24 protein-coding genes are annotated in these 26,504 nt (G+C 57.1%); 13 read left to right on the forward strand and 11 right to left on the reverse strand.

Annotated elements, in window-relative coordinates; genetic code table 11:
* The first annotated feature begins 204 nt into the window (after positions 1–204).
* The 3 genes from ung (at position 205) to FHT69_RS00845 (ending at position 2,591) form a co-directional block, all read left to right on the forward strand.
* Positions 205–906: a uracil-DNA glycosylase gene (gene ung / locus FHT69_RS00835; RefSeq protein ID WP_097542014.1), complete on the forward strand. Its 702-nt coding sequence runs from the start codon at positions 205–207 to the stop codon at positions 904–906.
* A 135-nt stretch (positions 907–1,041) separates the two neighbouring features.
* A complete protein-coding gene (locus FHT69_RS00840) occupies positions 1,042–1,974 on the forward strand; it encodes a VOC family protein (RefSeq protein WP_047611547.1) in 933 nt (310 codons plus the stop codon).
* 11 nt (positions 1,975–1,985) lie between these two features.
* Positions 1,986–2,591, forward strand: coding sequence for an alpha/beta hydrolase (locus FHT69_RS00845; RefSeq protein WP_097542015.1), 606 nt, complete (start codon positions 1,986–1,988; stop codon positions 2,589–2,591).
* A 209-nt stretch (positions 2,592–2,800) separates the two neighbouring features.
* Here the strand turns inward: FHT69_RS00845 and FHT69_RS00850 are convergent, their stop codons facing one another.
* Positions 2,801–3,052: a KTSC domain-containing protein gene (locus FHT69_RS00850; RefSeq protein ID WP_029868399.1), complete on the reverse strand. Its 252-nt coding sequence runs from the start codon at positions 3,050–3,052 to the stop codon at positions 2,801–2,803.
* A 613-nt stretch (positions 3,053–3,665) separates the two neighbouring features.
* Between FHT69_RS00850 and FHT69_RS00855 the strand changes: the two genes are divergently transcribed.
* Positions 3,666–4,457, forward strand: coding sequence for a metallophosphoesterase (locus FHT69_RS00855; RefSeq protein WP_047611543.1), 792 nt, complete (start codon positions 3,666–3,668; stop codon positions 4,455–4,457).
* Between the two features lie 223 nt (positions 4,458–4,680).
* On the opposite strand, the gene FHT69_RS00860 is transcribed toward FHT69_RS00855, so the two are convergent.
* Together FHT69_RS00860 and FHT69_RS00865 are read right to left on the reverse strand one after the other, a co-directional pair.
* The gene (locus FHT69_RS00860) at positions 4,681–6,009 is read right to left on the reverse strand and encodes a UDP-glucose dehydrogenase family protein (RefSeq protein WP_047611541.1); all 1,329 of its coding nucleotides are present in this window, start codon (positions 6,007–6,009) and stop codon (positions 4,681–4,683) included.
* Between the two features lie 267 nt (positions 6,010–6,276).
* A complete protein-coding gene (locus FHT69_RS00865; protein ID WP_097542016.1) occupies positions 6,277–6,876 on the reverse strand; it encodes a transglutaminase-like cysteine peptidase in 600 nt (199 codons plus the stop codon).
* Between the two features lie 309 nt (positions 6,877–7,185).
* Between FHT69_RS00865 and FHT69_RS00870 the strand changes: the two genes are divergently transcribed.
* The 5 genes from FHT69_RS00870 to FHT69_RS00890 all read left to right on the forward strand — a co-directional run bounded on the left by FHT69_RS00870 (position 7,186) and on the right by FHT69_RS00890 (position 13,918).
* Positions 7,186–8,610, forward strand: coding sequence for an O-antigen ligase (locus FHT69_RS00870; RefSeq protein ID WP_183904765.1), 1,425 nt, complete (start codon positions 7,186–7,188; stop codon positions 8,608–8,610).
* Between the two features lie 289 nt (positions 8,611–8,899).
* Positions 8,900–10,111 (forward strand): SLBB domain-containing protein, encoded by a 1,212-nt coding sequence (locus FHT69_RS00875; protein ID WP_047614405.1) that lies wholly within the window; start codon positions 8,900–8,902, stop codon positions 10,109–10,111.
* Between the two features lie 73 nt (positions 10,112–10,184).
* The gene (locus tag FHT69_RS00880; RefSeq protein ID WP_047614403.1) at positions 10,185–10,886 is read left to right on the forward strand and encodes a hypothetical protein; all 702 of its coding nucleotides are present in this window, start codon (positions 10,185–10,187) and stop codon (positions 10,884–10,886) included.
* A gap of 51 nt (positions 10,887–10,937) precedes the next feature.
* Positions 10,938–13,214, forward strand: coding sequence for a polysaccharide biosynthesis tyrosine autokinase (locus FHT69_RS00885; RefSeq protein WP_047614401.1), 2,277 nt, complete (start codon positions 10,938–10,940; stop codon positions 13,212–13,214).
* Positions 13,214–13,918: a hypothetical protein gene (locus tag FHT69_RS00890; protein ID WP_183904766.1), complete on the forward strand. Its 705-nt coding sequence runs from the start codon at positions 13,214–13,216 to the stop codon at positions 13,916–13,918. Before FHT69_RS00885 ends, FHT69_RS00890 begins: the two co-directional genes overlap by 1 nt.
* 119 nt (positions 13,919–14,037) lie before the next feature.
* On the opposite strand, the gene FHT69_RS00895 is transcribed toward FHT69_RS00890, so the two are convergent.
* Positions 14,038–14,745 (reverse strand): Ig-like domain-containing protein, encoded by a 708-nt coding sequence (locus FHT69_RS00895; RefSeq protein WP_047611531.1) that lies wholly within the window; start codon positions 14,743–14,745, stop codon positions 14,038–14,040.
* A 682-nt stretch (positions 14,746–15,427) separates the two neighbouring features.
* Between FHT69_RS00895 and FHT69_RS00900 the strand changes: the two genes are divergently transcribed.
* From FHT69_RS00900 to FHT69_RS00915, 4 genes are all read left to right on the forward strand, one after another.
* The gene (locus FHT69_RS00900; RefSeq protein ID WP_183904767.1) at positions 15,428–17,053 is read left to right on the forward strand and encodes a right-handed parallel beta-helix repeat-containing protein; all 1,626 of its coding nucleotides are present in this window, start codon (positions 15,428–15,430) and stop codon (positions 17,051–17,053) included.
* Between the two features lie 492 nt (positions 17,054–17,545).
* The gene (locus FHT69_RS00905) at positions 17,546–19,312 is read left to right on the forward strand and encodes a type I secretion system permease/ATPase (protein ID WP_025554630.1); all 1,767 of its coding nucleotides are present in this window, start codon (positions 17,546–17,548) and stop codon (positions 19,310–19,312) included.
* A gap of 15 nt (positions 19,313–19,327) precedes the next feature.
* On the forward strand, positions 19,328–20,638 hold the full coding sequence (locus FHT69_RS00910) for an HlyD family type I secretion periplasmic adaptor subunit (RefSeq protein WP_025554628.1): 1,311 nt from the start codon (positions 19,328–19,330) through the stop codon (positions 20,636–20,638).
* 242 nt (positions 20,639–20,880) lie between these two features.
* The gene (locus tag FHT69_RS00915) at positions 20,881–21,576 is read left to right on the forward strand and encodes an SGNH/GDSL hydrolase family protein (protein WP_063474430.1); all 696 of its coding nucleotides are present in this window, start codon (positions 20,881–20,883) and stop codon (positions 21,574–21,576) included.
* A gap of 43 nt (positions 21,577–21,619) precedes the next feature.
* On the opposite strand, the gene FHT69_RS00920 is transcribed toward FHT69_RS00915, so the two are convergent.
* The 7 genes from FHT69_RS00920 to FHT69_RS00950 all read right to left on the reverse strand — a co-directional run bounded on the left by FHT69_RS00920 (position 21,620) and on the right by FHT69_RS00950 (position 26,500).
* A complete protein-coding gene (locus tag FHT69_RS00920; protein WP_025554624.1) occupies positions 21,620–22,096 on the reverse strand; it encodes a glycosyltransferase in 477 nt (158 codons plus the stop codon).
* On the reverse strand, positions 22,093–22,551 hold the full coding sequence (locus FHT69_RS00925; RefSeq protein WP_025554622.1) for a glucuronosyltransferase: 459 nt from the start codon (positions 22,549–22,551) through the stop codon (positions 22,093–22,095). Before FHT69_RS00925 ends, FHT69_RS00920 begins: the two co-directional genes overlap by 4 nt.
* Positions 22,552–22,564: 13 nt before the next feature.
* Positions 22,565–22,774 (reverse strand): hypothetical protein, encoded by a 210-nt coding sequence (locus tag FHT69_RS00930; RefSeq protein ID WP_183904768.1) that lies wholly within the window; start codon positions 22,772–22,774, stop codon positions 22,565–22,567.
* Positions 22,761–23,744: a glycosyltransferase gene (locus FHT69_RS00935; protein ID WP_047611522.1), complete on the reverse strand. Its 984-nt coding sequence runs from the start codon at positions 23,742–23,744 to the stop codon at positions 22,761–22,763. Before FHT69_RS00935 ends, FHT69_RS00930 begins: the two co-directional genes overlap by 14 nt.
* Entirely contained in the window at positions 23,741–24,625 is an 885-nt protein-coding gene (locus tag FHT69_RS00940) for a glycosyltransferase family 2 protein (RefSeq protein ID WP_028758142.1), read from the reverse strand. Before FHT69_RS00940 ends, FHT69_RS00935 begins: the two co-directional genes overlap by 4 nt.
* Before the next feature lie 24 nt (positions 24,626–24,649).
* Positions 24,650–25,594 carry a glycosyltransferase gene (locus FHT69_RS00945; RefSeq protein WP_028758141.1) on the reverse strand — a complete coding sequence of 315 codons (945 nt, stop codon included), beginning with the start codon at positions 25,592–25,594 and terminating at the stop codon, positions 24,650–24,652.
* An 84-nt stretch (positions 25,595–25,678) separates the two neighbouring features.
* The gene (locus FHT69_RS00950; protein WP_028758140.1) at positions 25,679–26,500 is read right to left on the reverse strand and encodes a galactosyl transferase; all 822 of its coding nucleotides are present in this window, start codon (positions 26,498–26,500) and stop codon (positions 25,679–25,681) included.
* Positions 26,501–26,504 lie beyond the last annotated feature (4 nt).

The raw sequence follows: 26,504 nt of genomic DNA on the forward strand, positions 1-26,504 counted from the left end.
TACTCAGGCCGCCTGCCGGCGTAAACACCAAAGCTCACATATAGTTAAACACGGAGGATGATGTTTCACGCAGGCTTTTGCAATCTTCTCTTGCTGAATTCTGAGGGCGTAGCCCCATTGCTGATCCAGCAGGCATTGCAGCGTAGATCGATTTTGTTAGAACCGTGTGTCTGTTGTTTCGTCCTATGCGAAGGATTTTCCTAGATGAGCGATACATCCGTCAGTCTCGAGGAGAGTTGGAAGGCTGCGCTGGAGGGGGAGTTTTCAAGCCCCTACATGCAACAGCTCAAATCTTTCCTCGTCGCGCAGAAGCAAGTCGGAAAGCGGATTTTCCCCAAGGGCAGCGAATATTTCCGCGCGCTCGATCTGACGCCGATCTCCAACGTCAAGGCCGTCATCCTCGGCCAGGACCCCTATCACGGGCTCGGGCAAGCCCATGGGCTGTGCTTCAGTGTCCGGCCGGGTGTGCGCATCCCGCCCTCCCTCGTCAATATCTACAAGGAGATGGAAACGGATCTCGGCATAGCGCCGGCACGTCACGGTTTTCTCGAGCATTGGGCAAGACAGGGCGTGCTCCTGCTGAACAGCGTGCTGACCGTCGAGGAAGGACAGGCGGCGGCTCATCAGGGCAAGGGATGGGAGCGCTTCACCGACGCCGTCATCCGCAAGGTCAATGATGAATGCGAATCCGTCGTCTTCATGCTCTGGGGTTCCTATGCCCAGCGCAAGGCCGCCTTCGTCGATACGACGCGGCATCTCGTGCTCCGGGCGCCGCATCCCTCGCCGCTTTCGGCCCATAACGGGTTTTTCGGCTGCGGGCATTTTTCGAAGGCGAACGCCTTCCTGCAGTCGCGCGGACGCGACCCGATCGACTGGCAATTGCCGGCTAATCCCCATGAAGCCTAGATGTGAACGTAAGCGAGCATTCGTTCACTAAAAGAAGACAATGCGTTTTGATCTAAGGGTCTGTTCCGCAGGAGCTGCAGCGCGCATCTTAGCCTCATCGAAAGCCCGCAACGGCGGGCATGAAAGGGGTCTCACATGCTCGATCAGATCAAGGGTCTGCACCACGTCACGTCGATGGCGCAGGACGCCCGCACCAACAACCAGTTTTTCACCAATGCGCTCGGCCTGCGCCGGGTCAAGAAGACTGTCAATTTCGACGCGCCTGACGTTTATCACCTTTACTACGGTGACGAGATCGGCACGCCCGGCAGCGTGATGACCTATTTCCCGTTCCCGAAGATGGCGCAGGGCCGTCCCGGCACCGGGGAGGTCGGCACGACTGTGTTTTCCGTTCCGCAAGGCTCGCTCGGCTTCTGGAGCGATCGCTTGGCCGCGCTTGGTCTCGGCGGACTGAAGGCGGAGGAAAGTTTCGGCGAAAAGAGGCTGAACTTCTCCGGTCCCGATGGCGACGGCTTCGCGCTCGTCGAGGTCAGGGATGATGCGCGTCAGCCCTGGACACAGGGCGGCATCAGCGAGGACCATGCCATTCGCGGCTTCCACTCTGTCGCCATGCGGCTGAGGGACGAGGGCGCCACGGCCGAACTCCTGAAGTTCATGGGCTACGAGGTCTCTGAGGAAAGGGATGGCGTCAAGCGGCTGATCAAACCCTCCGGCAATGGCGCGCATCTCATCGATCTCGAAACCATGCCGAACATTGCCCGCGCGCTTCCCGGCGCCGGCTCCGTTCACCATGTCGCCTTCGCCGTCGAAAACCGCGAGAAGCAGCTCGAAGTGCGCAAGGCACTGATGGACACCGGCTACCAGGTCACACCAGTGATCGACCGCGATTATTTCTGGGCGATCTATTTCCGCACGCCGGGCGGTGTGCTGTTCGAGGTCGCGACCAATGAGCCCGGCTTCGATCGCGACGAAGATACGGCCCATCTCGGCGAAGCCCTGAAGCTGCCGCAGCAGCACGCCCATCTTCGCGCGCTGCTCGAGCAGCATCTGCAGCCGCTCGAAGCGTAAGGAGAGGCGATATGACCGAAACCGGATATGTGCACCGGCTGTATGCCGGTGCACCGGATAAACCCATCCTGTTGATGCTGCACGGCACCGGCGGTGACGAAAACCAGTTCTTCGACTTCGGCCGGCGCCTGCTGCCCGAGGCGACGATTCTCTCGCCGCGCGGAGATGTTTCCGAACATGGCGCGGCGCGATTCTTTCGCCGCACCGGGGAGGGGGTCTACGATATGCCCGACCTTTTGCGAGCGACGGAAAAGATGGCCGCCTACGTCAAGGCGTTTGCCGACGAGCACCGGGCTTCCAAGATTCTCGGCCTGGGTTTTTCAAACGGCGCAAATATTCTTGCCAACGTGCTGATCGAGAAGGGTATCTTCGATGCTGCGGTTTTGATGCACCCGCTCATTCCGTTTCAACCTGAAGCCCAGTCGACGCTTGCGGGAAAAAAGGTGCTGGTGACGGCAGGGCAGCGAGATCCGATCGCTCCCGTTCCCATGACCGAGGCGCTGTCCGACCATCTTAAAAGCCGCGGGGCTGATGTCAGGGTGATCTGGCATCCCGGTGGCCACGAGATTGCGCCGCTTGAGATCAATGCGGTCCGCGATTTTCTCGGCGCTTATTGAAACGTACACCGCTAAAGCGCGTCGCAATCTTTACAGATTCGCTCCTGGCGCTTTAGGTCCTTGGTTTTACGCATGTCATTGTCGCAACACCGCTGCACACTTTTGGGCGACAAGCTTTAGCTGGCGGGAGACTGATTTGCGGGACCGACGATTGCCGGTCCCGCATCTTTGCTGGCACGATGATCCCATCGTCCGTTATCGATAAGACTTCAGGGGCGAGGAGGATATTTGCCCCTGATTGCCTTCATATAAAAATTTCCCGGGGATTCCGCCATCGTCAACCCGACGACGACACCCTTGGGAACGCCTTCATATTCTCGTCTCTGACCGTTGGTCAGATAGACCCGTAGATGCCGGCTGTCTTCGTCGTAGGTGATTGCCTCGATAAGTTTCGAATCAACCGCAGTTTCCACTTTGCACCCCGCAATTTTGGATCTGAGATTCCCAATCAAGAATGTCATTCACGCTCGCAACGCACCATCTTTATGCTGCCCCGCGGGGGCGTCAAGCGCGATCTTCTTTAACGTTCATTTTTTCGTGTACGCTCTCGTTATAGTTGATTAATACAGCTTTTTCGAAGGTCTCTCCTGTGGAAATCCGACAGCCGCGATTCTTCCACTCGGGAAATATTAACCGCAAAGATGACGTGAAACACCATATGCGCTCCGCTTAACGACGGATTAACCGTCATATATTAAAATATAGCGGAATATTAACCGTAGCGCTCTCCCAGATATGAACAATTACAGATTGCTGTTTCTCGCGACAGTAGTGTTACTGTCACTGGCGAGTTGCTTGAGTGGGCGTGGCCACGTGCCTCCGACAACCGATCTGCCTGCAAAATTTCGAGAAAGCGCCATCGAAGAGGTCGAGAATGCATTGTCGTCCGTTCACCGCGACACGCAAACCGGTCAGGCGCTACGCGCTCAGGCGAAGACTACGCAGGATTCCCTTGCGCTTTCAATCGGCAGCTACAAGGATGGACAATCATCCTTCACTGAGCCTCATGCCGTTGCAGCGATGGACAAGAGATGGATTATTTCCGACAGCCCGTCATCCGGTCGGGTCTCATAAATGGGTTACATGTTTAACTATCTAGGGCCGTGGCGACAACAGATACCGATACTGGCTGGCAACCGTAAAAGACGCGCTCGGCTGACGTTTGCCGAAGGCGAATTCGCTGCGGTCTACGCGATGAGCGATGTTCACGGATGTTACAATGAGCTTGTCGAGGCGCATCGCCGCATCGAGGCGGACGCCGCCCGCATTCCGGGACCGAAACTCATCGTCATGCTCGGCGACTATGTCGATCGCGGGCCTGATTCGAGTGCTGTGCTGGAGTTCCTGAGCAAGAGCCCCCCGCCGGGATTTCAGCGGTTCGTCCTGTGCGGCAATCACGATTCGGAACTGGTGCAGCTCTATCGCAAACCGGCGCGTATTCTCGAATGGCTCGGCTTTGCCGGAACGGAGACGTTGCACTCATACGGTATCGATATCGAGCATCTGCTGCAGTCGGCGGCCGGAAGCGAAACGATTGCCCGCGTCATTCGGAACATGATTCCCGAACGGCATATCGAATTCCTGGAATCGCTGCCGATCATGCTGCGGATGGGAAGGGTCCTCTTTGTCCATGCGGGCATCAAGCCGGGCATCGACCTCAAGAAGCAAAAGGACAGCGACCTCATGTGGATCCGTCAGCCCTTCCTGGAGGAAGGGCCGCAGCTTCCCGTCCTCGTGATTCACGGCCATACCCCGGCGCGAACCCCGACATTCGGTCCGCAACGCATCGGCATCGACACCGCGGTTTCGGCGACGGGCCGGCTCACCGTGCTGACGATAAAAGGGACGCGGGTCGGGATCCTCTAGCGCATCATGCTTTCCGAAAATCGGAATCGATTTTCGGAAAGCATGATGCGCAGGTTCAACGTGTTAGAGCGTCCTTTGTGCGTCCGAAAAGGACGCGCGGCGCTCTAAATCGACGAGCCCGGTGTCGGCCGAAAACCGCTTACACTGTTTCGACATCACGCTCTAAAAGCAAACGCCGCGGGCTATGCTCCGCGGCGTCAGGACGATCAGATGTTCATCTATTTCAGGAGTGGGTCACGTCCTGGTAGAGATTGGTGCCAATACCGGTATAGGTGAAGCCGTATTTGCGGACCTCATCACTGCGGTAGATATTGCGCAGATCGACCAGGATCGGAGCGCGCATCGACTGCTTCAGGCGATTGAAATCGAGCGCGCGGAACTGGTTCCATTCGGTGACGATGACAAGCGCATCCGCGCCGGCCGCCGCTTCGTAGGGGCCACTTGCATATTCGATGCTCTCGATCACCTTGCGGGCATTCTCCATGCCCTCGGGATCGTAGCCGACCACCTGGGCTCCGGCGTCCTGCAGGGTCTGGATGATGGCGATCGCCGGGCTGTCGCGCATGTCGTCGGTGTTCGGCTTGAAGGTCAGGCCGAGAATCGCGACCTTCTTGCCGCGAATGTCTCCGCCGACGGCCGAGATGACTTTGCGTCCCATCGCGCGCTTGCGGTTGTCGTTGATCGAGATTGTCGTCTCGATCAGCCGGACCGGCGCGTCGTAATCCTGCGCCGTCTTGGCAAGGGCAAGCGTATCCTTGGGGAAGCAGGAGCCACCGTAACCCGGGCCGGCATGCAGGAACTTGGCGCCGATACGGCCATCGAGACCGATGCCGCGCGAGACGTCCTGGACGTTTGCGTCGACCCGTTCGCAGAGATCGGCGATCTCGTTGATGAAGGTGATCTTCATCGCGAGAAATGCATTGGCTGCATATTTGATCAGTTCCGAGGTGCGGCGGGTGGTGAAGACCAGGGGGGCCTGATTGAGATAAAGCGGACGATAGACCTCAGTCATGGTTTCACGCGCCCGATCGTCGTTCAGCCCGACGACAATGCGGTCAGGGCGCTTGAAATCTTCGATCGCCGCGCCTTCGCGCAGGAATTCGGGATTGGAAACCACGGCGACATCCGCCGCAGGGTTGGTTTCGCGCATGATGCGTTCGACTTCGTCTCCCGTGCCGACCGGAACCGTCGACTTGGTGACGATAACGGTGAAGCCTTCCACGTAGGTGGCAATCTCGCGCGCTGCGGCGTACACATAGGAGAGATCCGCGTGGCCATCGCCGCGCCGGGACGGCGTGCCGACTGCGATGAACACGACGTCGGCGCTGCGGACGCTTTCGCCGACATCCGTCGAAAACGACAGCCGGCCGGTGCTGGTATTTTCGGCGACCAGTTGCTCCAGGCCCGGTTCGTAGATCGGAATGCGCCCTTCGCGAAGGGCTTCGATCTTGCTCAGATCCTTGTCGACGCAGATGACGTCGTGGCCGAAATCCGCAAAGCAAACGCCTGAAACGAGGCCGACATAGCCTGATCCAATCATCGTGATGCGCATATTTCCCTCAAATCATTAGAGTAGAACGTCATGCTGCGTCGCAGCATGAGTTCGTCTTAGTTAATCTGGACGAAAAGACAATACCGAAGATCGCCTTGGTACCCACATCGGACATCGAACTCCGGGCATCGCAGCTTGCTGCCGGCTACCCCGTCGACAGCCAAAACATAGGTTTATGTGGAAGATATGACAAGTCGAGCCGCTCGTCAGAGCGGCTCGACTTCAATCCGGAAACAGGATCAATCGGTCTGTGTCGTTGCTCGGCTGCTACAGCCGGTACCAGACGTAGGGGTCTGTTCCCGATTGAATCTTGTCCCAGCGCAGGTCGGTCTCGCGCCAGTTCTTGATGGTGCTTTTCCTGTTGTCGAGGACGAGATCGCCCTTGTCGGTTCTGACGACGAGGACCGCATGTCCTTCACCGGAGGGCGTATATGCGGTCGCGATCCGCAACGCGCGCGACGACCAGCCCATCGCTATCAGGCGGCTGCGTTTGGTCAATGCGAAATCTTCGCAGTCGCCGCTGCGCACATTCACTTTCCAGACGTCGCCATTCAGTTCGCTGCGGGAGTCGTTCCGGCCGATCATCGTACGATTGACGGCGGTGTTGACATCCTTCAGTTGCAGCATTTGCTTGTCCGTCAGCGCAATGACTGCCAAGCCATTGTTGTCGCGGCATTCGGCCGGGTTCTGGGCGCAGAACAGCACCTGGGCAAAAGGCGGAATGATCTTGTCTTTTTCCGAGATATAGCTGACCGACGAACTATCGGTCAGACCGCGGGCAAATCCTGCGGGACCGGCGGCAAATGCCGAGCATGCATTGCCGGCTGTAAAGGCCAGTGCCAGAAGTGTAACGACTGTTTTCTTCATCTCTTAAATCCCCGTTACGGGCAACCGATTGAGATCAGGCTTGCCTTTTGTCTCAGTCAATGGCATGGCGATTTAGTGATCTGCCAAGTATTGGCTGCAGAACGTCTGTCCCGTTCCTGCTGCTTGAAGGAGCATAGCCGGGGCTTGTCTCGATTGGTTTAAACCTTTCGCGACAATTTTAAACGATATGGATTTCTGTCAGACCTTAACATTCAAGCGCTTGATCTGCAACTTAAATTAGCATGAATAAATGATCGCAGCGGTTGCCTCACGTCTTTTGATCGCGTTTGCTTTGGTAAATAAACTCTGATGCTGTCCAATCTGATCAACAGGCCGGTCTTGCGAGAGGTTCTTCTCTCCGCCTTTATTAGCCTGGTTATACTGACACTCATTCCGTTCGGCAGCGTCACGCCCTTTCCCTTCGCCTTCGCCGCGATCGCAATGTTTGCGCTTGCCATCATTTCAGCACTGCTGTTCGGAGAGCCGCGACAAAGCCGATGGGTTTTCAGTGTCGCTTTGCTTTTGCTTGTCGTGCTGACGGGGTGGACCTTCGTCCAGACCATCGAGCTGCCTTCCGATTGGCTGGCAAATCCTGCCTGGAATGCTGCCCGGGACCTGGCAGATGTCCAGTATGCGGCGATCTCGGTCGAACCGGCCGATACGCTCGCGTCGACCCTCTGGGTCGCGCTGCCTTTTGTCACGTTCCTGACCGGGCTTCTGTTATGCGATACAGATCAGCGCGCGCGGAAAGTGCTCGCCGGCCTCGGGCTTTCGGCAGGCATCATCGCTGTTTTCGGTCTGCTGCAGTTTTCGCTGTTTCCCAACATCCTGATCGTCGTGGATAAACACGCCTATCTCGACAGCCTGACCGCGGTCTTCGTCAACCGCAATACCGCTGCGACCTTCCTCGGGCTTGGAACGCTGCTCATGCTGACCCTGGTCCGGGACATTTTCCGAACCTATTCGAACTATCCGCCCGGCGAACCGGGCCGAAACGCGCTTCTCTTGAGATCGTGGATCTACATCCTGCTCTTATGCGCATGCTTCACCGCGCTGATGCTAAGCCGCTCACGCGCCGGGATATTTGCCACCTTTGTTGCCGCCCTCATCTATTTTCCATGGCTTGTTCTCAATTGGCGCGGATCGAGGCGTCATCTGAAGCCGGCGCCAAAATGGCGTTCGATGCTGAAATTCCTTTCGGCGATTGGTTTCGTCGTGGTGCTCTTGGCGATGTTTGCAGGCCAGGCGATTTTGCGTGCGCAAGAGCGGCGGCTCGAGGATGATGATCGGTTCTGCATCCTGCCGGGCATATTGCGTGCCGTTTCGGACCATTGGTTGACGGGGACGGGGCTTGGAACCTTCCGGACCGTGTTTTCCGCCTACCGCGATCCGGCCTGCGGGATTTTCGGGATCTTCGACCGCGCACACAATTTCTATCTGGAAGGATTTCTGGGCCTCGGAATATTGTTCCCGATCGCGGCGATCCTTGCCTTCTCGGTCCTTGCCAAAGTTTTCTGGCGCGGGTTCGCCCAAAGGCGGCGCCTCAGGCATTATGTTCTTCTTGGTCTGGCGGGGACGGTTTTGGTCGCCCTTCATGCAGCGGTCGATTTCTCGCTGCAGATACCGGGTTTCGCCGTGTTTTATTCGGCCTTTCTCAGTGCGGTTGTCGCGATAAGTCTCGGGCGCAACAATGGAGAGGCGGACATGGCATATGAGCGGCCGTTAACCACTTAAAGTTTAAATGGATGGATTTTAATAAGATTTTCGGAAAAGATCGATTGTGCAGGTGCGAACGGTTGACTCTGAAACCCAAGAAATTTTATAGCGGGTGCAGCCTTCGGATTGTTGCGACGCCAGAAAAGTCGGACCGAAGTCGTTTTTCGCTTCCTAAGGGGCTCGGCGTTGCCAGCCTGCCACAGTTAGGGGAATGTTAATCGGCTTTCAGTGTTATTGATCGGGGATCGTCTTGTATTTTGTCAGATTGCGGGGCAGTAGCTTCAGGGGCGTCAACACAGGTTATTCTATGGGTTGTTCTCGTATCGGTAGTACACGCGTCGCCATTGTTGTAGCGCTAACGACTATATTGGCAAGCTGCACCTCGTTGCCAAGATCCGGTCCTGATCACAAAGATGTTGATCGGGATGCGGCAGTGAAAGTGACAACGAAGGAGCGTCGCGTCGGTATCGACTACGCCCTGATTGATCTCAGCAAGAACGTTCTCCCGTATTTTACTTCTCCCCAGCCAACCTCCTTCAAGGGCTTTGGCGGTGGTCGAGGCGGGGCGCCCGAAATTCCGCTTGGGTACGGTGACGTCGTTGAGGTCGCCATCTTCGAAGCTCAGTCCGGCGGTCTGTTCATTCCGTCCGATGCCGGCAGTCGACCCGGCAACTACATCTCTCTGCCGAGCCAGACTATCGATAGAAACGGAACGATCACAATTCCCTATGCGGGCAGGGTTCCGGCTGCCGGTCGCCTCAAAGAGACCGTGGAGCAGGATGTCGAGGATCGCCTGGCGAGCCGCGCGATCGAGCCGCAGGTGGTTATTACGACAACGACGAGCCGCTCCAGTCAGGTGGCTGTGCTCGGTGATGTCAATAATCCCCAGCGCATCGAGATCAGCCCGGCCGGCGAGCGTGTTCTCGACGTCATTTCCGCCGCTGGCGGTTTGACCACCAACAATATCGAAACGAATGTGACGCTGCAGCGCCGCGGCAAGACGGCAACCGTCGCCTACAATACGCTCTTGAAGAACCCGGCGGAGAATATCTATGTTGCGCCGGATGATACGATCTCGATCGATCACGAGCGTCGCACATTCCTTGCCCTGGGTGCCACAGGCACCAGCGGGCGCTTCGATTTCGAAGAATCCGACCTGACCCTCGGCGAGGCTATCGCCAAGGCGGGTGGCTTGCGTGACGACCGCGCGGATCCGGCCCAGGTCATGCTTTATCGCCTCGTCCCCAAGAAGACGGTTCAGGCGATGCATGTGGACACGACGAGATTTGCGGGTGAAACAGTTCCGGTGATCGTCCGTGCCAATCTTCGCGATCCGGCCACCTTGTTTGCTGCTCAGCAATTCAAGATGGAAGACAAGGATATTATCTATATTTCCAATTCGGCCTCTGTTGAACTGGTCAAGTTCCTTGACATCGTAAACTCGGTATCGTCCACTGTTTCCGGAGTGGCCGACGATGCGAATGATACCCGCAACGCGGTACAGGATCTTGGAAATTGATTTGAAATAGGTGCCGGCATCGATCGCGAATGTTCAATGCCGGCGGCCTATATAGCGGATTTGATGAAGGGCTATGGTTGTGGCAAGGTCAGGTGTTTATCGTAAGCTTGCATATAGCGGAATTGTCATCGCGATGGTTGCCGGCATGAATTCAAGCGCTTTTGCAGCAGCTTGTTTGGGTCCGGCAAATCTGACTCCGGTCGACGTCAATGGATTTACGGCTAACCCGGCCGTTCTGCTCGATATGTCCGATCCGCTGGTTTTGTCATCGCGTGTCCGTGCGCTGGTCGGAAGCAGCAATGACGCGCTTGCGCCGGTCATCGAGCAGGCCAAAAAGGCCAATGCCGCACAGATGGCGGCGATCGGTTCCGGTCTTGGCCGGGCTGCAAACAGCTGCCTGGTGTCGGATCCGCAGTTCAAGCTGGCAATCGAAAAGGCGGTCGCCGACGCTGCCACGGCCGATCCCAATCTGGCGCCGCTGCTTGCAGCCTTTGCGAAGGTTCTCGCCGAAGGCGGGACCGCGGCACTCGGCCCGGGTGCAAGTGCTTCTGCAGCAGCAGGTATCGGCAACGACGGCTCGGTTGGTCAGACGGGGCCGGGTTCCGACGACGGTACGCCCTTCGAGGGCGCCGAGACGACTGCCGGTACGCTGAAGGTTTCGAATGCCGACTCGGATTCAACGACCACGACTGTCATCGTTAGCACAGGCTCGGGAGGGCAGTCGTCTACCGATACGACGGAGTCGACGAGTCAAAGTGTGCCGGTCATACAATAGCTGGAATTGCCCTTAGATCTTAGCGCTTGACGCCTTTGTTGGAGATCGAAATTGCTATCGCCAGATAAACTTACGCCACGTATCGACCCCTCCCGCGATACGGGAAACGAAGCTGACTTCATCGATTTCGATAAGCTCATCGCAATTGCCCGCCGACAGTGGCGGATGGTTGCGGCGTGCGCTTTCGCCTTCGCCATTCTCGGCATTGTCTATGTCCTGACTTCGGTGCCGGTCTACACCGCTGATACAAGCGTGCTGATCGACCGCAGCGACAGTCAGGTGATCAACCAGCTGGCGGCTTTCGGCCAGATGGACGATGACGAAGGGACTGTGCTCAGTCAGGTCGAACTGTTGAAGTCCGACACGATCGCCTATGCCGTCGTCGACAAACTCAAACTCGTCGACAATCCGGTGTTCATGGCGCCGAAAAACTCGCTTTTTTCCGTCTCGACGCTGAAATCCTTCGTGAATTTCCGGTCATGGTTTGCCGATGACGCAGTCGTCGCACCCGATCCGGAAGCGAAGCGGCGAAGTGCTGCGGAGACTGTCGCAGGCAACATCGATGTCGAACGCGTCGGCAAATCCTATGTTCTCGATGTCAGCTATACCTCGCAGTCGCCGGATCTGGCGCGTGATATCGCGGCGGCCATCGCCGACGTCTATCTGGTTGACAAGCTCAATTCGAAATATGAGGCGACACGCCGGGCCGGCGAGTGGCTGCAGGAGCGTATCGAAGAGCTGCGCCAGCAGGCGCTGGACACCGACCTTGCGGTTCAGAAATTCCGCAGCGAGCATGGGCTTGTCGAGGCCGGCTCCGGTACGCTGCTTAGCGAGCAGCAGCTCTCCGAGATCAACACCCAATTGATCAATGCACAGGCCGAGACGGCGAAGGCCGAGGCAAAATATGCGCGCGTCAAGTCGATCATCGACGCCAAACAGACCGATGCGATCGTCACAGATGTGCTCGACAGCTCCATTTCGAACGACCTGCGCAAGAAATACCTGGAGGCTTCCAAGCTCGAGACCGAAATCGAGGCGCGGCTTGGTCCCGATCACGTGCAGGCCGTTCGGCTTCGTGCGGAAATGGAAGAATATAAAAGGCTCATGTTCGATGAGTTGAACCGCATCGCCGAGAGCTACCAAAGCGAACTGCAGGTCGCGAAATCGCGCGAAAATTCCTTGCGCGACAGTGTGACACAGGCGACGGGCGTTGCCGCGTCTGCCGGTGAAACGCAGGTGCAGCTTCGCGAGCTCGAGCGCACGCGCGATACCTACAAGAATCTCTATCAGAGCTTCTTGACGCGCTACCAGGAAGCCATTCAGCAACAGAGCTTCCCGATCACCGCCGCACGCATCATCACGACGGCGGAGACCCCGACGAAGCCGAGTGCTCCGAAGCGCGCCCTGGTCGTCGCTTTTGCGATGTTCCTGGGATGTGCAGTCGGAAGCGGCATAGGCGCTTTCCGCGAATTCCGGGATCGGTTCTTCCGCACCGGCGATGATGTCCGCGAAGTCCTCGACGTCGAGTCTCTCGGCGTCATGCCGCTGGTTGAAAATAACGTCGAGGATCCGACGCTCGTTGATCCCAGCAATCCACGCAGCATCGCCAGGGGCGGGAAGACCACGACCTATGTCGAGGAGCATCCGCTTTCGGCATTTGCCGAGACGCTTCGAAGCGCCAAGATTGCCATCGACCTCAGTGCAGCCGATCAGCGCTGCAAGGTCATCGGCGTCGTGTCGAGCTTGCCCGGAGAGGGTAAGTCGACGACATCCATCAATTTTGCCAAGCTTCTGGCAATGCAGGGTGCGCGTTGCTTGCTTATCGATGGCGACATGCGCAATCCCGGCGCCACCCGGGCGATCGGCCGCCATGCCGAGGCCGGCTTGCTCGAGGCGATCGTCGACGGTCGTCCGCTCAAGGATCTGATCCTTCTCGATCCGAAAACTAAGCTTGCATTTTTGCCGACGGTGGCACGGTATCGTGTTCCGCACTCGTCGGAACTGCTTGCGTCACGCGGCATGGATCAGCTTCTTGAAACGGCGCGTCAAAGCTTCGACTATATTATCGTTGACCTTCCACCCCTCGCGCCGGTTGTGGATGCGCGCGCAATCAATTCGAAGCTCGATGCGGTGGTTTTCGTTATCGAGTGGGGCAAGACGTCGCGCAAGGTCGTGCAGTCGACCCTGCTGTCCGAGCCGGAACTCTACGCGAAGTGCGTCGGCACCATATTGACCAAGGTCGACCCGTCGCAGATGAAACTTTACCGGACATTCGGTTCGAGCGAATATTATTATAAGCGTTATTCGCGATACTATACCGAAAGCTGATGGTCCGCAGTCAGTTCGTTTCGGTCAGCAGGATCGCTTTCATCATCGTCACCGTCGTCTTTGTGATGCTGGCCGGTCGGGAGCTCTACGCTTCGATCAGAACGGCCAGCATCTCGATCGTCGCCGAAAGGATCGAGCACGGCGACACCGTAAGTGACGATGTCGTGACCAGATATGCGTCACGCAGTGCCGAGGTGGTTGACGAGCATTACTGCCGATCCGACATTGTGGCTGCTGGCGTGACCCTTGTTCTGGCGCAACTTGACCGCCAGAACGTTAATGTCAACTACGACGCCTGGGCCGCTGCGGCGTCGAGTGCGGACCGATACCTGCGGTATGCGCTTTCGTGCATGCCGACGAACAGCAATTTTTGGCTTCGTCTTGCGGCCGTGCAGTCGATCATCGCCGAAGAGCCGCTTTCGCTTGCGGGAATGATGAAGCGTTCGGTCGCTCTCGCGCCTTACGACGAGTCGATGATTCTAACCCGGTTCTATTTCTGGAACGATTTTACCGATGCGACGCTTTTGGCGGCAAAGAGTGCCCTCGATAGCGATCTTATGACGATGCTGAAACGGGGCGATCGTTGCCGGGTCAACGCCACCATAAAAGAGATCAGCCCGCAACTCCGCCCTGTCTTCGATCGAACCTGGGCAGCCGTCGGTGATGGAGCGACAGCGCGATTTCGGCAACGCTGCCGCAAGTAATCCGCCGGCAGTTTTTCCGAGAACAGTTCCAGATGCACGTCGGCTTTGGACCAAGTGTTTACGGGCAGCAACGCCCGCCGCTTAGGGGGGCGTTGCTCATTGGATTGCTTTATTGACGATCAGACGCTGACGCCCGAAACAAAATCCGTGCCCGTGATATTCAGCGTCAGAACGCCGACATCGGTGTGGCCTTCGCCGTCGGAGATCTTGTAATACTGGATGGTTTCCGTGACGTGATCGCCGGGGGCGATATCTGCAGCCAGATCGTAAGTGAAGCTGCCGTCCGCCTTGACATGGAACGTGCCATAGGTGCCGGCGACGTCAGTCGTTGCGCTCGGGCTGCCGCTAACGTTCGTGCCGGCAAACTGGCGAAGAAAGAGATGACCATTGTCGCCGGCAATGTCGTTGTCCAGAACGTTGCCGCCGATGGCGCTGCCTTCGTTGAAGCTGTAGTGGTCGTCGACGGCGATCGGCTTCACCTGGGTTACGCCCTGAATATTCAGGGTAAACAGGCCGACGTCGGTATGACCTGCTCCGTCGGAAATCTTGTAGGAGACCTTCTCCTGAAGCAGTTCACCATTGGTGAAGTTGACCTTGGCAGCGTCGCTCAGGACATAGGTGTAGCTGCCGTCCGGCTTGACGAAGAAGGTGCCGTAGTCGCCCTGGATTTCGGTGACCTGGCTGTTGCCTTGCTTGGCGCCAACGCTTTGCTGGTCGAAGAAGCGAAGGAACAGGTTGCCGTCGGAGGTATCGTTGGCAAGCAAATTCCCCGAGATGGCGTCAGTTTCCAAGAATGTTGCAGTATCATCGGTTGCATGAATGGCCATTAATGTCTCTCCTTGAATTGTTCTTCACTGGTCAATTCTGACCTTTAGCGAGCGGCTCGATTAAGGATATCTTAATACAGAGAGTCAAGGGCGTAATTAACAGGAGATGAACATTTTCGGGTGTATCGTGTAATAATGACACACGTACAATGTGCACAAGGCGATGAAACGCCTGGTTATTATTTCATTAATAATAAGTGAAAACGCCGATGTGTAGACATGAATTCATATTTCTTCAGGGTGTAAGAATCTTTATTCAAAAGCAATTTATAAGAATACGAATCCAGGCTGATGCGCAGATGAAATTTCGATATAACCACTTCGGATTATCGATGTGGCGGTTCGATCTTGTTCGACTAGCCTCAGCTTGGCGCTTTCGATCCGCCGAAGTAACTGATGTCATTTCCTTGTCACATATGTTTACCAAGTAACGTTTCTTGCTGATCGAAATTCTGCCGACTGACCTGGAAGATAGACTTACATCCTCTACAGGTGTGAGGTAACGGATCTCGCAATTGTGCGGTGCACCTTTGTTGCAACGCGATATATTCAATACATAAAGATGTTTATGTGGAAGGCGTAAGAATTATTGCGAGATGTCACGCATTTTAGTGTTTCATTTTAGCAGGCAGAGAGAGATGCGCGATTAAAAGATTTTCCAATACCTTTGGGAGATCGCAGCATGACCGTCTATTACGTGAATTCAGCAACAGGGTCCGACCACAATAGCGGAACCAGCGAGAGTTCAGCTTTTGCGACGTTATCTGCCGTCGAATCCTTGAGGCTGAACCCCGGCGACAGCGTGCTGCTTGCTGCCGGAAGCGTATTCAATGAACAGTTCGACCTGAAATATTCAGGCAGCATTGCCGCTCCGATCACGATCGGCAGCTACGGTATCGGCGATGCGCCGGTCATTCACAGCAGCAATGATGGCATCCACGGTTCCAAGGCTTCGAATATCGTCATCGAGAATATCAAGATCGCCGATACCGGCGCCAATGCGATATATGCAGGGAATGTGTCGAACTGGACGGTGCGCAACGTCGAGGTGACCAATACGGGCCTTTCTGGAAAGCCCGGCTCGATCAGCTTCCAAAGCAGCCAAAACATCACGATTGAGAACAGCACCCTGACCGGCGTACATGCCGATGGCATTTGGATGGACAAGGTCAACGGTGTCACCCTGATCGACAATACCGTCACCAACAGCCAGGGTGCAGCAGCAGACGCCATCCAACTCAACAACAGCAGCAATATCCTGGTCAAGGACAATCATCTGGAGCAGACGGAGACCAACAGCGCCAAGGGTGTCCTTGTGCTGGTTCGGGCTATAAATGCCGTGGTCGAGGGCAACACGCTGGTCGGAGGCGGCTTTGGGTTGAGTGCTCAGGCAGGCACGAACATCGCCATCCATGACAATGATATCTCGGGATACGGCGGTTATAGCTGGTCCTACGGCATCGGCCTTGGCGATCAGGGTGACGCCAAGAACTATGATATCAGCGGAAATTATGTACATGGTGGCGTGTATGGCGTCCTCGTCAGCGCCGCTGGCAATCCCAGCTATATCCGTGAGAACATCGATATCCATGACAATGTCTTTGACGACCTGTCTTCGTCAGCGCTGAAGGTTGACAGGCCTGCATCAGGGTCCTTCTATGACAATATCATCGACAGCTTGGTCTCGACGCTGACGATGCCGGCAGCAATTGCTGCTCAGAACACGTTCTCGATCGGCGAAAACAAAACGCTCGAACAAGCGCAGGCCGAACTCGACAGCGCCGCTGGCAGCACAAGCAGCGATACGTCATCGAACAATGAGCAGACGCCCGCAGTGCCCGTCGTCGAGCAGCATGTGGAAGCGCCGGCGCAGCCGCAGACAAGCACCCCGCCGGCTACGACCGAAACGCCTACCGCCACGGTGGCTGCGGCCGTCGTTCCGAAGATTGTCGCGGTCCATGACAGCCTGAAGATCTCGGCCGACACCGGCAGCGCCTATCACGGCAATCTCCTTGAGAACGACAGTGCCGTCAACGGGACCGTGCTGCTGCGGCGTTTCGGTGACAGCGCGGTGGACAAGCATGGCCTGACGCTGACCGGGAAATACGGCGTCATCCATGTCGACAGCGATGGCGACTATACCTATACGGTCGATGCCGCTAAACTCGCCGGCCTTAGCGGAAAAGTCAGCGAATCCTTCCAGTACAAGATTTCAGATGGTGCGTCGCACATCGATACGGACTCGTTGAGCGTTGGCATCAATGTGGACGCGTTCCATAGCAGCCAGGCTTCGCACCTGCTGGTCTGAGTCCCGCCAATGCCAGAGAGTGTCGGTCGTCTTCGGCCGGCCGACCGTTCCCGGCTTGAAGGCCCGATCATGAATTGATGTCGGGGGTCGGGACCGGGGAGCTAGTCGATGACAAAAGATTTCCGCCGTTCATCAGAAGAATAAACTATAGGTCGAATTTATAGTTAATAGCCTAGTAAACATCCGATCTATGCGCGCGACACGTTCATCTTTCTGAGCCGTTATTGGGCGGTTTGCGATTTTCACTTGCTTCGGCCGGTGTATTTAGCGTAGCGTTAGGCTAGAATCCCTGAAATCGCTCGCTATAAATTGGAATATTTGGTCACTTTTCGGTTGGATTCATGCAATAAGCTATGGGCTTGCAAGCGGAGTTCGGCGCCGACGCCGGGATCCAAAGGCAGTCGTGTGATTGATCGGGCTTGATGGACCCGTAGCTGCGGTGCGCGCTCGCATATTTGCTTGTGTGCGATGCAGTAAGAGAGGGATTATTTCGTGTTTCAGAGTTCAGCAGCGGATGTCAACGAGCCGTCCAAAGCCTTGCGGAAATGCAAGGGAGGGCTTGTCTTCATTGGTATAGCAAGCGCGCTTGTCAACATCCTTTATCTTACAAGTTCGTTCTTTATGCTTGAGGTATATGACCGCGTCATACCCAGCAAAAGCATACCGACGCTGGCGGCTTTGGCAATACTTGCGCTCTTTCTCTACGCTTTTCAGGGGGCGTTCGAAGTCCTGCGCAGCAGGATGTTGGTGCGCGTTGCCGGCGCGCTCGACGAGATGACCAACGGACGTGTGTTCCGGGCGCTCATCAAGGCACCGTTGAAGGTCAAAATCGGCGGGGACGGGCTTCAGCCATTGCGCGACTTTGACCAGATCAGAACCTTCCTGTCCGGCATGGGCCCGACGGCGATGTTCGATCTGCCCTGGCTTCCGTTCTATATTGTGATCTGTTTCCTGTTCCATCCGGCGATCGGATATATCGCGATCGGCGGATCGCTGGTTCTCGCCATCCTGACGTTCATGACCAACCAGGGAACGCGCACGCTCTCAAAACAGCAATCCGAAGCCGCCAATATGCGCAATGCCTTTGCGCAGAGCTCGATCCGTAACTCGGAGGTCATTCATGCCATGGGCATGGCCGGCACCATGGGTGAAATCTGGGATCGCAAAAACGCGGAATATCGCAGCATCACCCGGCAAGCTTCGGATGTCGGCAACGGCTATGCGACGCTGTCGAAGATTTTCCGTATTGCCCTGCAATCGGGAACGCTGGCGACCGGCGCGATCCTGGTCATCCAGGGGCAGGCGTCCTCGGGCATTATCATTGCGGGTTCGATCCTGACGTCTCGGGCTCTGGCGCCTGTGGAAGCGGCGATCGGAAATTGGCGCGGTTTCGTTTCCGCCCAGCAGAGTTGGGCGCGGCTGTCGAACCTGTTGAAGACAATTCCGGAGATTCCGACTCCGCTTGCGCTTGCGGCTCCGACCAAGCAGGTCACGGTCGAGGGGGTGGCAAGCGGGCCGCCGGCGGGCCAGCGCCTCGTCATTTCCGATGTCAGCTTCGGCCTGAGGGCAGGAAGCGCGCTTGGGATCATCGGTTACAGCGCCTCGGGCAAGTCGTCCCTGGCTCGGGCGATGATGGGGATTTGGCCGACCGTCAGAGGATCCATTCGTCTCGATGGCGCAGCACTCGACCAATGGGATGGCGACGCACTTGGCCGGCATATCGGTTATCTCCCACAGGACGTGGAGCTTTTCTCAGGAACCGTCGCGCAGAATATCTGCCGTTTTGCGAAGGAAATGTCGCCTGAGGCGGTGGTAGCCGCGGCGCGGGCGGCGCGTGTTCACGATCTCATCCTTCGTCTGCCGAACGGTTATGAAACCGAGATCGGCGAAGGCGGTGCTGCGCTTTCCGCCGGCCAGAGGCAGCGTATCGCACTTGCAAGAGCCCTTTACGGTGAACCATTCCTCGTCGTGCTCGACGAACCCAACTCCAATCTCGACGAGGAAGGCGAGCGGGCGCTGAGTGCCGCGATCATGAGCGTGCGTGCACGCGGCGGCATCGTCGTCGTCATCGCGCATCGATCCGGCGTTCTGGCGGTGTGCGACTTCGTGCTGATGATGCAGGACGGCCGGATGATCGCATTCGGTCCCAAAGAGGAAGTTATGGCGCGGGTTAGCCGACCGGAAACGGCGCGCACGCCGATTGCCGAGCGCGTGGCTCAGCTCAAAGTCGTCGTCGACGGCATGAATGCGGCCGAATAGGCCGGAGGGAAGATTGTGACTAAGCTTATCAGTGAATCCAGGCGTTCTCTTAATCGCCATGTCGCGGTTGTCGGCGCATTGTCGATAGCCCTCGTTTGCGGCATTGGCGGTTGGGCGGCGACGACAGAGCTTTCGAGCGCAGTCATCGGCGAGGGCGTGGTTGTCGTCAACGGCGATGTCAAGAAAATCCAGCATCTGACTGGCGGCATCGTGTCGGAACTTCTGGTCTCCGAAAATGACCACGTGTCGGCCGGGCAGGTCCTGATACGGCTCGATGGAACGTCGACGAGAGCGAACCTTTCGATCGTCGAAAGCACGCTCGCCCAGCTCTATGCGCGCCGCGCCCGTCTGAAGGCGGAACGGATCGGTGCCGATTCGTTCGAGGTTCAGGAGAACATCAGCGATCTCACATCATCCGGCACAGCCGCGCAGGATCTTCTCGATGGCGAGCGGAAACTGTTCGACAGCCGCAGGTCGGCGCTTATCGGAATGAAGAGCCAGTTGGCGTCGCGCAAGGATCAGCTGGCCGAGCAGGTCAAAGGGTTGGTCGTTCAGATCAATGCCACCAACGATTCCCTGGGTTTGATCGAAGAGGAGCTCGAAGGAGTCGACACTCTCTACAAGAAGGGGCTCGTAACGCTTCAGCGTTTGAATCAGCTCAAGCGCGCGCGCGCCGATCTCCAGGGCAATAGTGGCCAGGAAATTGCCGCAAAGGCGGAAGCCGAAGGCAAGGCGATCGAGATCGATCGTCAGTCGATTCAGCTGGACGAGGATCGTCGTTCGGAGATCGCAAAGGATCTGACCGACGTCGAGGCGAAGATAGCCGAAAATGAAGAGCGCCGTGGGGCCGCGGTCGACCAACTCCGCCGTCTCGACATTACCGCGCCGCTGAGCGGGCGGGTTCACGAACTTTCGGTCCACACGGTCAATGGCGTCATCGATCCGGGCCAGACGCTGATGCTCGTCGTCCCTGAAAATGACGACCTTACGGTTGAGGCGAAAGTCGCTACTCGCGATATCGATCAGGTTCACGTCGGCCAATTCGTCGATGTGCGATTCAGCGCCTTTGATCAGCGCACGACGCCCGATGTGCGTGGCGAGATCACCTCCATTGCGCCTGATATCGTCAAGGATGAACGGACCGGCATCAGCTACTATCCTCTTCGCGTCAAGCCGGAGGCTGCGAGCATCGCGAAGCTGAAGTCAATAAAGCTCTATCCCGGCATGCCGGCTGAAGTCTTTATCAAGATCGGCGACAGGACGGTTATCTCCTATCTCACGAAGCCGCTGACCGATCAGATGCAGCACGTATTTCGTGAGGAGTGATTGGCGGTCGTATCGGATCGCCAAGAACGCCAACGTTTCAAAGTAGCCGTTGTCATCCGCTAAAGCGCGTCGAGAATCTTTCAGATTCGCGACGCGCTTTATGTTAATGCATGTCGATATCGTAACCGCTGCACAGTTCTGCGGAACATGCTCGAGGCTTGGGTTTGGTTATTTTGCCACGATCGAACAGGCATGAGCGGCCATTTCACGAAATTGTCTCAAGCCAGCTGCAGGGTCTCCCGATGATTGGTTTGCGGCTTTGGCGAACAGTGCGAATTCGGAGACGACGGGCTTCTGGGCTGGTTTTGCTTTTGGCTTGCCTCGGGATGTTTTCAATCACCAGGAACAGTTATGCCGAGGGTCTTGCGCCGTTGAAAATAGTGGCTTTCGGAACATCCTTGACGGCCCGCGGGGGATGGCAGCCCGCCTTGGAGGCCGAGCTTGCAGCCTGTCTGCGCCGGCCCGTGAAGGTCGACAGCGTTGCAAAGAGCGGCGAGACGTCGCTATGGGCTCTTACCCAAGTTGATCGCGTCGTTGCCGAGCAGCCGGATATCATCCTCATCGAGTTTTATGCCAATGATGCGGCATTGCAGCGGTTCGTGTCGCTCGCACAAAGCCGAAAGAATATCGGCGACATTCTCGACCAGCTTCGGCAGCGCCTGCCGCAAGCTCGGATCATCGTCATGGCGATGAATCCGTTTTCAGGATTACGTGGGCTGATCCGCCCCTTTGTGGATAGTTACATTTCGGTTCATCAGGCGGAGGCGCAAAAACGGGGTCTGGAGTTTGTCGACCACCGGCCCAACTGGCAGCGTCTTGCGCCGGATGACCTGGCCGCGGCGATTCCTGATGGCTCGCATCCTCTGCCCGACATCGCGTCCAGGATCATCGCGCCTGAACTTGTCAAACATATCGCTGGCAACAACTGCGGAGAATGAAAATTCCTGACTTGCCCGTCACCGTCGGTGACTGCAGCCGGGTTCAGGCCGTTGCGATATAGTTTTTCAGGTAGCTGACCAGCGAAGCCCGACCGGCTTCCGAGGGGTCTTCGTGAGACGGACTATCCAGGTCTTCGAGGAGATAGTTTCTGAGATCGTCATCGCTATGCGCGACGTAGATTCCCGGCCGGCCCGCAAGCTGGCTCACCGTGGCAAGCTGGTGATCGTTTCGGTGCTCGCCGAGAGCCGCTTTCCGGGGGACGAGAATGATCGGTTTCCCAAAACGCTTGGCCGTCAGAACGGTGCCGATCCCGGCATGAGAAACGATGATGGTTGCATCGCGAAAGACTCTGTCGAAGTCCTGCGGCTCGATATTCTTGATCCACTTCATGTTCTGTGGCGTGTAGCTGCCCCTGCCGATCTGTGCCAGAACCGGTTTGGACAAATCCTTTGCGAAGGTGTCGACAGCCTTGACGAGGCGATCGAATGGCAACTGCGTTCCGACGGTGACAAGGATCAAAGCACAGCTCCTGCGTAGTGGGGGCCATCCGGCCGTGAAAGATGCTGCCATTGCGTGAGCCAGAGTGTCGCAATATGGCCGGCCAATTTACCCGATAGGGAAAGCTTCTCGACATTGGCGACGCTGTCGATCCAGATCGTTCGCTTGCCTGTCAATTTGCCGGCTAGCAGGCAAAAAAGTCCGGGCGCGGCGCCGGTCGAGATGACGACGTCTGGCCTGTGCCGGAGGACGATCGAGAAGGCGCTGAAAAAACATCGGATCGACATCGGAATCGAGTCGCGGCTGCAATCGGGAAGCACCAGACCGTCACGAATGTCGTATTTGGCAAGCAGCCCGGGGATGGTCGTTGCAAAGATGATATCGCAGCCCTCGAATGCGCTGCGCATGGCCATCAGCTGCTCCCAGTGGCCGCCTCCTGACGAGGCTGCGAGAACCTTCAATTTTTTCTCAGTCATAGACAGGCATCTCCTATATTTGACCGATGATAAGAGCGAAAAACCATTCTGTTCGAACAGCGGTGGTGTCACGATCGTTCAGCGGAAGTGTACCATTTTTGGCCCGGTTGATTGAAGCCTTGAAGTTGATAAACCGCCAATTACGCATGATGTTTTCGTCCGAAACAGAATAACGGCCAAACTCGCTCAAGCGCGCCCCGCAAACGATATCAGTGAGCGGCATTGGGCCTATATTCCTGATATGCATGTCCGAGAATCCCGTTAACCATGCCCGCGCCGCGCAGAACATGGGTGAGGGCACGCATGCCCCAATAAGGTGAAATCAGGATCGCCGGCAGCATGACCAACCCAAGCACGACTCTCGTGGCGCCATAGGCCGCGCGGTAGATCCGGCGCTTCAGGTTGCCGTGCAGGACTTCGCTGACTGCGAAGGTATTGCCGAGCCGGTATTGTCTTTGCAACACCCATTTCCAGGTCATCCGGTTCGCAGGCACGATGTCGTAGACAAGTGCCTTGTCAGCCCAGAAAACCTGCATGCCCCGGCGGATGGCCTGGTTGAAGAAAAGGTAGTCCGTGCCCCCGGTAAAGCGCATCTTCTCTTCAAAACGCAGGTTCCATGAGCGGATCAGCGGATAGTCGAACATGACGTTGTTCGAGGCCGCATAGGAAATGCGTTGACCGTCGGTGTTCTTCTTGCGCTCGAACACCCTTGCCCTGATGAAATATTCCGGCGGGTTTTCGGGATAGACCGGTTGGACGGGACCGTAGACGCAATCTGCGCGGTTTTTCTCCCGGGTCTCCAGCATCGCGTCCAGCCAGCCGTCGACCGGCCATTCGTCATCATCGAGAAAGCAGAAGAGGTCGGTGCCGGGAGGCGCCGAATCCAGCGCGCGATTGCGCGCAAAGGGTATGCCCTGGTTCGGTTCCACGACATAGATCAGGTCGTAGGCGCCTGTCTGGCCAAAGGCCTCCACTGTCGCCTTTGCGCTGCCGGTCGCATCATTGTCCACGATCACCATGGTGAGATGATAGGGACGATCTGGATGCCTGACCTGGCGCGTCATCACGTCGAGCAGCTTGGCGATCCCGTCCAGGCGCCGATAGGTCAGCACGCCGACGGCGATCTTCAACGGCGAAACACCTGCCTGACCGGCGCCGACGGAGGAATGCGGGAAGGTTTCTTGCTGGTTCATGACCGTCCTCTCCGCAGCATATTTCCCAAGCGCTTGCGCGCGGCCATCAAGGCCACTTGGGTTGCGGCATCCTCGCCGAACGGACCGCCGGCCAGCGTGTTGCGCGCTTCGCTGCGAAGCTTCAGCAGCGAAGTCGTTTCGGCAATGCCGCCGGCGACCAGGCTCTTGCCGAGCGCCTGCAGCCCATCATAGCGACGCGCCAGTTCCAGCCCGGTCGCGATCATGATCTGCGGGCGTAGCGTTTTTGCCCTGCTTGTGCCCGTGTAGCGGTTCGACGCATGAATGCGCTGGAATGTCAGAGGCGTTTCGACGATGGCGCCGCGGCCGAGAAAGGCAGCGGCGAATTTGAGATAGTTGTCGCTGAGCACGACGCCATCTGCCGCGGACATCGGCAGGATCTGGCGCAGCAGGTCGCGGCGGAAGCTCAAGCCCGATGTCGGAACGGGAAGAGAGGGGAAGCCACCTTTGCCAAGCGTTTCCCGCTTGTCGAACAGCGTCACCTGCAGTTCTGCAGGAGGCTGGTCGCCTTCATTGGTCGTCACCCGATCGAAGCACCAGTCGATCTCGTTGCGATCGTAGATCTCGGTGATCCGCGCGAGCTTGCCGGGCAAAAACGCATCGTCGGCATCGAGGAGAAAGATGATGTCGCCGCTTGCCGCCGCGAAGCCTGCATTGAAGCTCGAGGCCTGGCCGCCGTTTTCCTTCAATACGGTCCGGATCTGTTTCCCGTAGGAAGCAAGGATCTCGCGGGAATCGTCCGTCGACCCGTCGTCGACCACCACCACTTCGAAATCAGGGTAGCTCTGCGACAGAACGCTGTCGATGCATGGGCGCAAAAACTGCCCATAATTGAAATTGTTGATCAGCACCGAGAGTTTCAAATTATCGTCTCCTGGACCAATCGATCACCGCGCCAGCGTCTGGGGCGCGTATCTGCGAATTCCGGCACGATAACCACGCATGTAGTAATATTTCCAGATGGCCCAGAAACGCTTCTTCGATTGCGGCAGGAGATAAAGCGTGGCTGCCCGACAAGCCCATTGCGCGCTTTCGACCCAGGTTTGCAGCGGAACGCCACTTAGCCTCATCCCTTCGGGAACCTCATCCGGGAAGAGTGCCGGCATGCCGTAGCCGAGCCGTTCGCCCCGTTTCTGTACCCAATCCTCGGTGACACTTGATGCCGGAATCCAGTGATGGACCACGGCTTCGGCGCATCGATAGGATTTGGCGCCATTTGCCGCCAGGCGAATGATGATCTCCGCATCTTCACCCATGGCGAACATCTTTCCGGGAAGAGGACCGATATCTTCCCGGTAGCGCACGCTCGTTCCAAGCAGATCCCGCCGAATGATCGTGTTCGGACCCCAGACTTTCGTCGGATCACACGGTCCGCTTTGCGTTTCGTCGACGATCGCGAAGGTGGATCCCATCGGAATCCAGTCGATAAAGCGGCCCTTCGGTTCTTTTTCCCAATCGGGGACGATACGGCCTCCGAAAACGCCGTAGGCCGGATGAGCGATGGCGCAATCAACGATCGCTTTCAGCCAGTTCGGTTCGGCGCGTATGTCGTCGTCCGTAAAGACAACGAGATCTCCCTTTACCCGATCCAAACCCAAATTCAGCGCGCCGGATTTCCCCGGCTTGCGCTGCTGCAGGATGGTGATTGGAAGCGTCTCGCTATACGATTTCAAAAGATCAAAGGTGCCGTCATTGCTGTTGTTGTCGACAGCAATCAATTCCCATCGGTCATGGGGAAGCTCCTGGCGCACCAAGGAATCCAACATGTGGCGCAGCCGCCGGCTGGCGCCATTGTAGGATGCAAAGAGCACGCTGACGAATAGATCCGACATCAGTTACCAACCCTCTTGGTGAAGTCGAAAGAGAAAAGCGTCATATTTTGACTGCCTGTGCGATGTTCGAACGGGACTGATTCCTTACGCGGGGTTTGACCGCGTCTTGCCGAAAAACTCGCGCCTATGACTTTCACCGAGTACCCTCAGCTTACGAAGATTGCGCAACCACCGCCGCGGTTTTGTCAGCACGCCGCGGTTCAGGAAATACTGTCGTAGCAGGCTCGGTGCCTGGCTATGCGATCCGCCATGGGCAACCCGATAGACCGCCCCACGAAAGGGAAGCTTCGTGAGCGGCGCTCCGCGTTGGGCAAGGATGTTCGCAATGCGGACATGGCTGCCGAGCATCGACTTGATCCAGTCGAGCGAAGCATCCTCAAAGCGTTCCGGCAGTTCATAGAGATCGGCACGAATGATCAACGAGGTACCGCAGAGATGGCTGAAGTCGTCGTGGCCAAACAGGAAATTGCCGCCATCGTCCCAGATGTAACCGTGGTCGATCGTCCATCCGTTGGCGTCCCGATGATCGGATACGTGCTGAACGATCCTGGAGCTGACGAAGTCATCGTCATCGACAATCATGAAGAAACGACTGTCGGTGGCGTTCAACATGCCACTGAGTACGCGACGGCCTTTGTCTGCCCGGAACGCATCAAGGAAGTCTTCCTTGCTGCCCTTTCCGAGCTCATGCAGGTCGTTCGGCGGAAAGGTGACGCGCACCGCGGAAAATTTCTCCGGCAAATCGGGCAAGTCGGCCCCTTCGTTTGCGACGATGATTCCGCGCCAATCTCCATTGGTCTGGTTGGAAATGGAGGTCACGGTCTGGCTGAGGTTCGCCTTCAGCCTGCTCCAATCACGGGCATTGTCCTGATGTCGGACCGGGATAATGAAGGTGACAAGTGGCATCGAA

The sequence above is a fragment of the Rhizobium sp. BK008 genome (assembly GCF_014197345.1).
In the GTDB taxonomy this organism is placed as follows: domain Bacteria; phylum Pseudomonadota; class Alphaproteobacteria; order Rhizobiales; family Rhizobiaceae; genus Rhizobium; species Rhizobium anhuiense.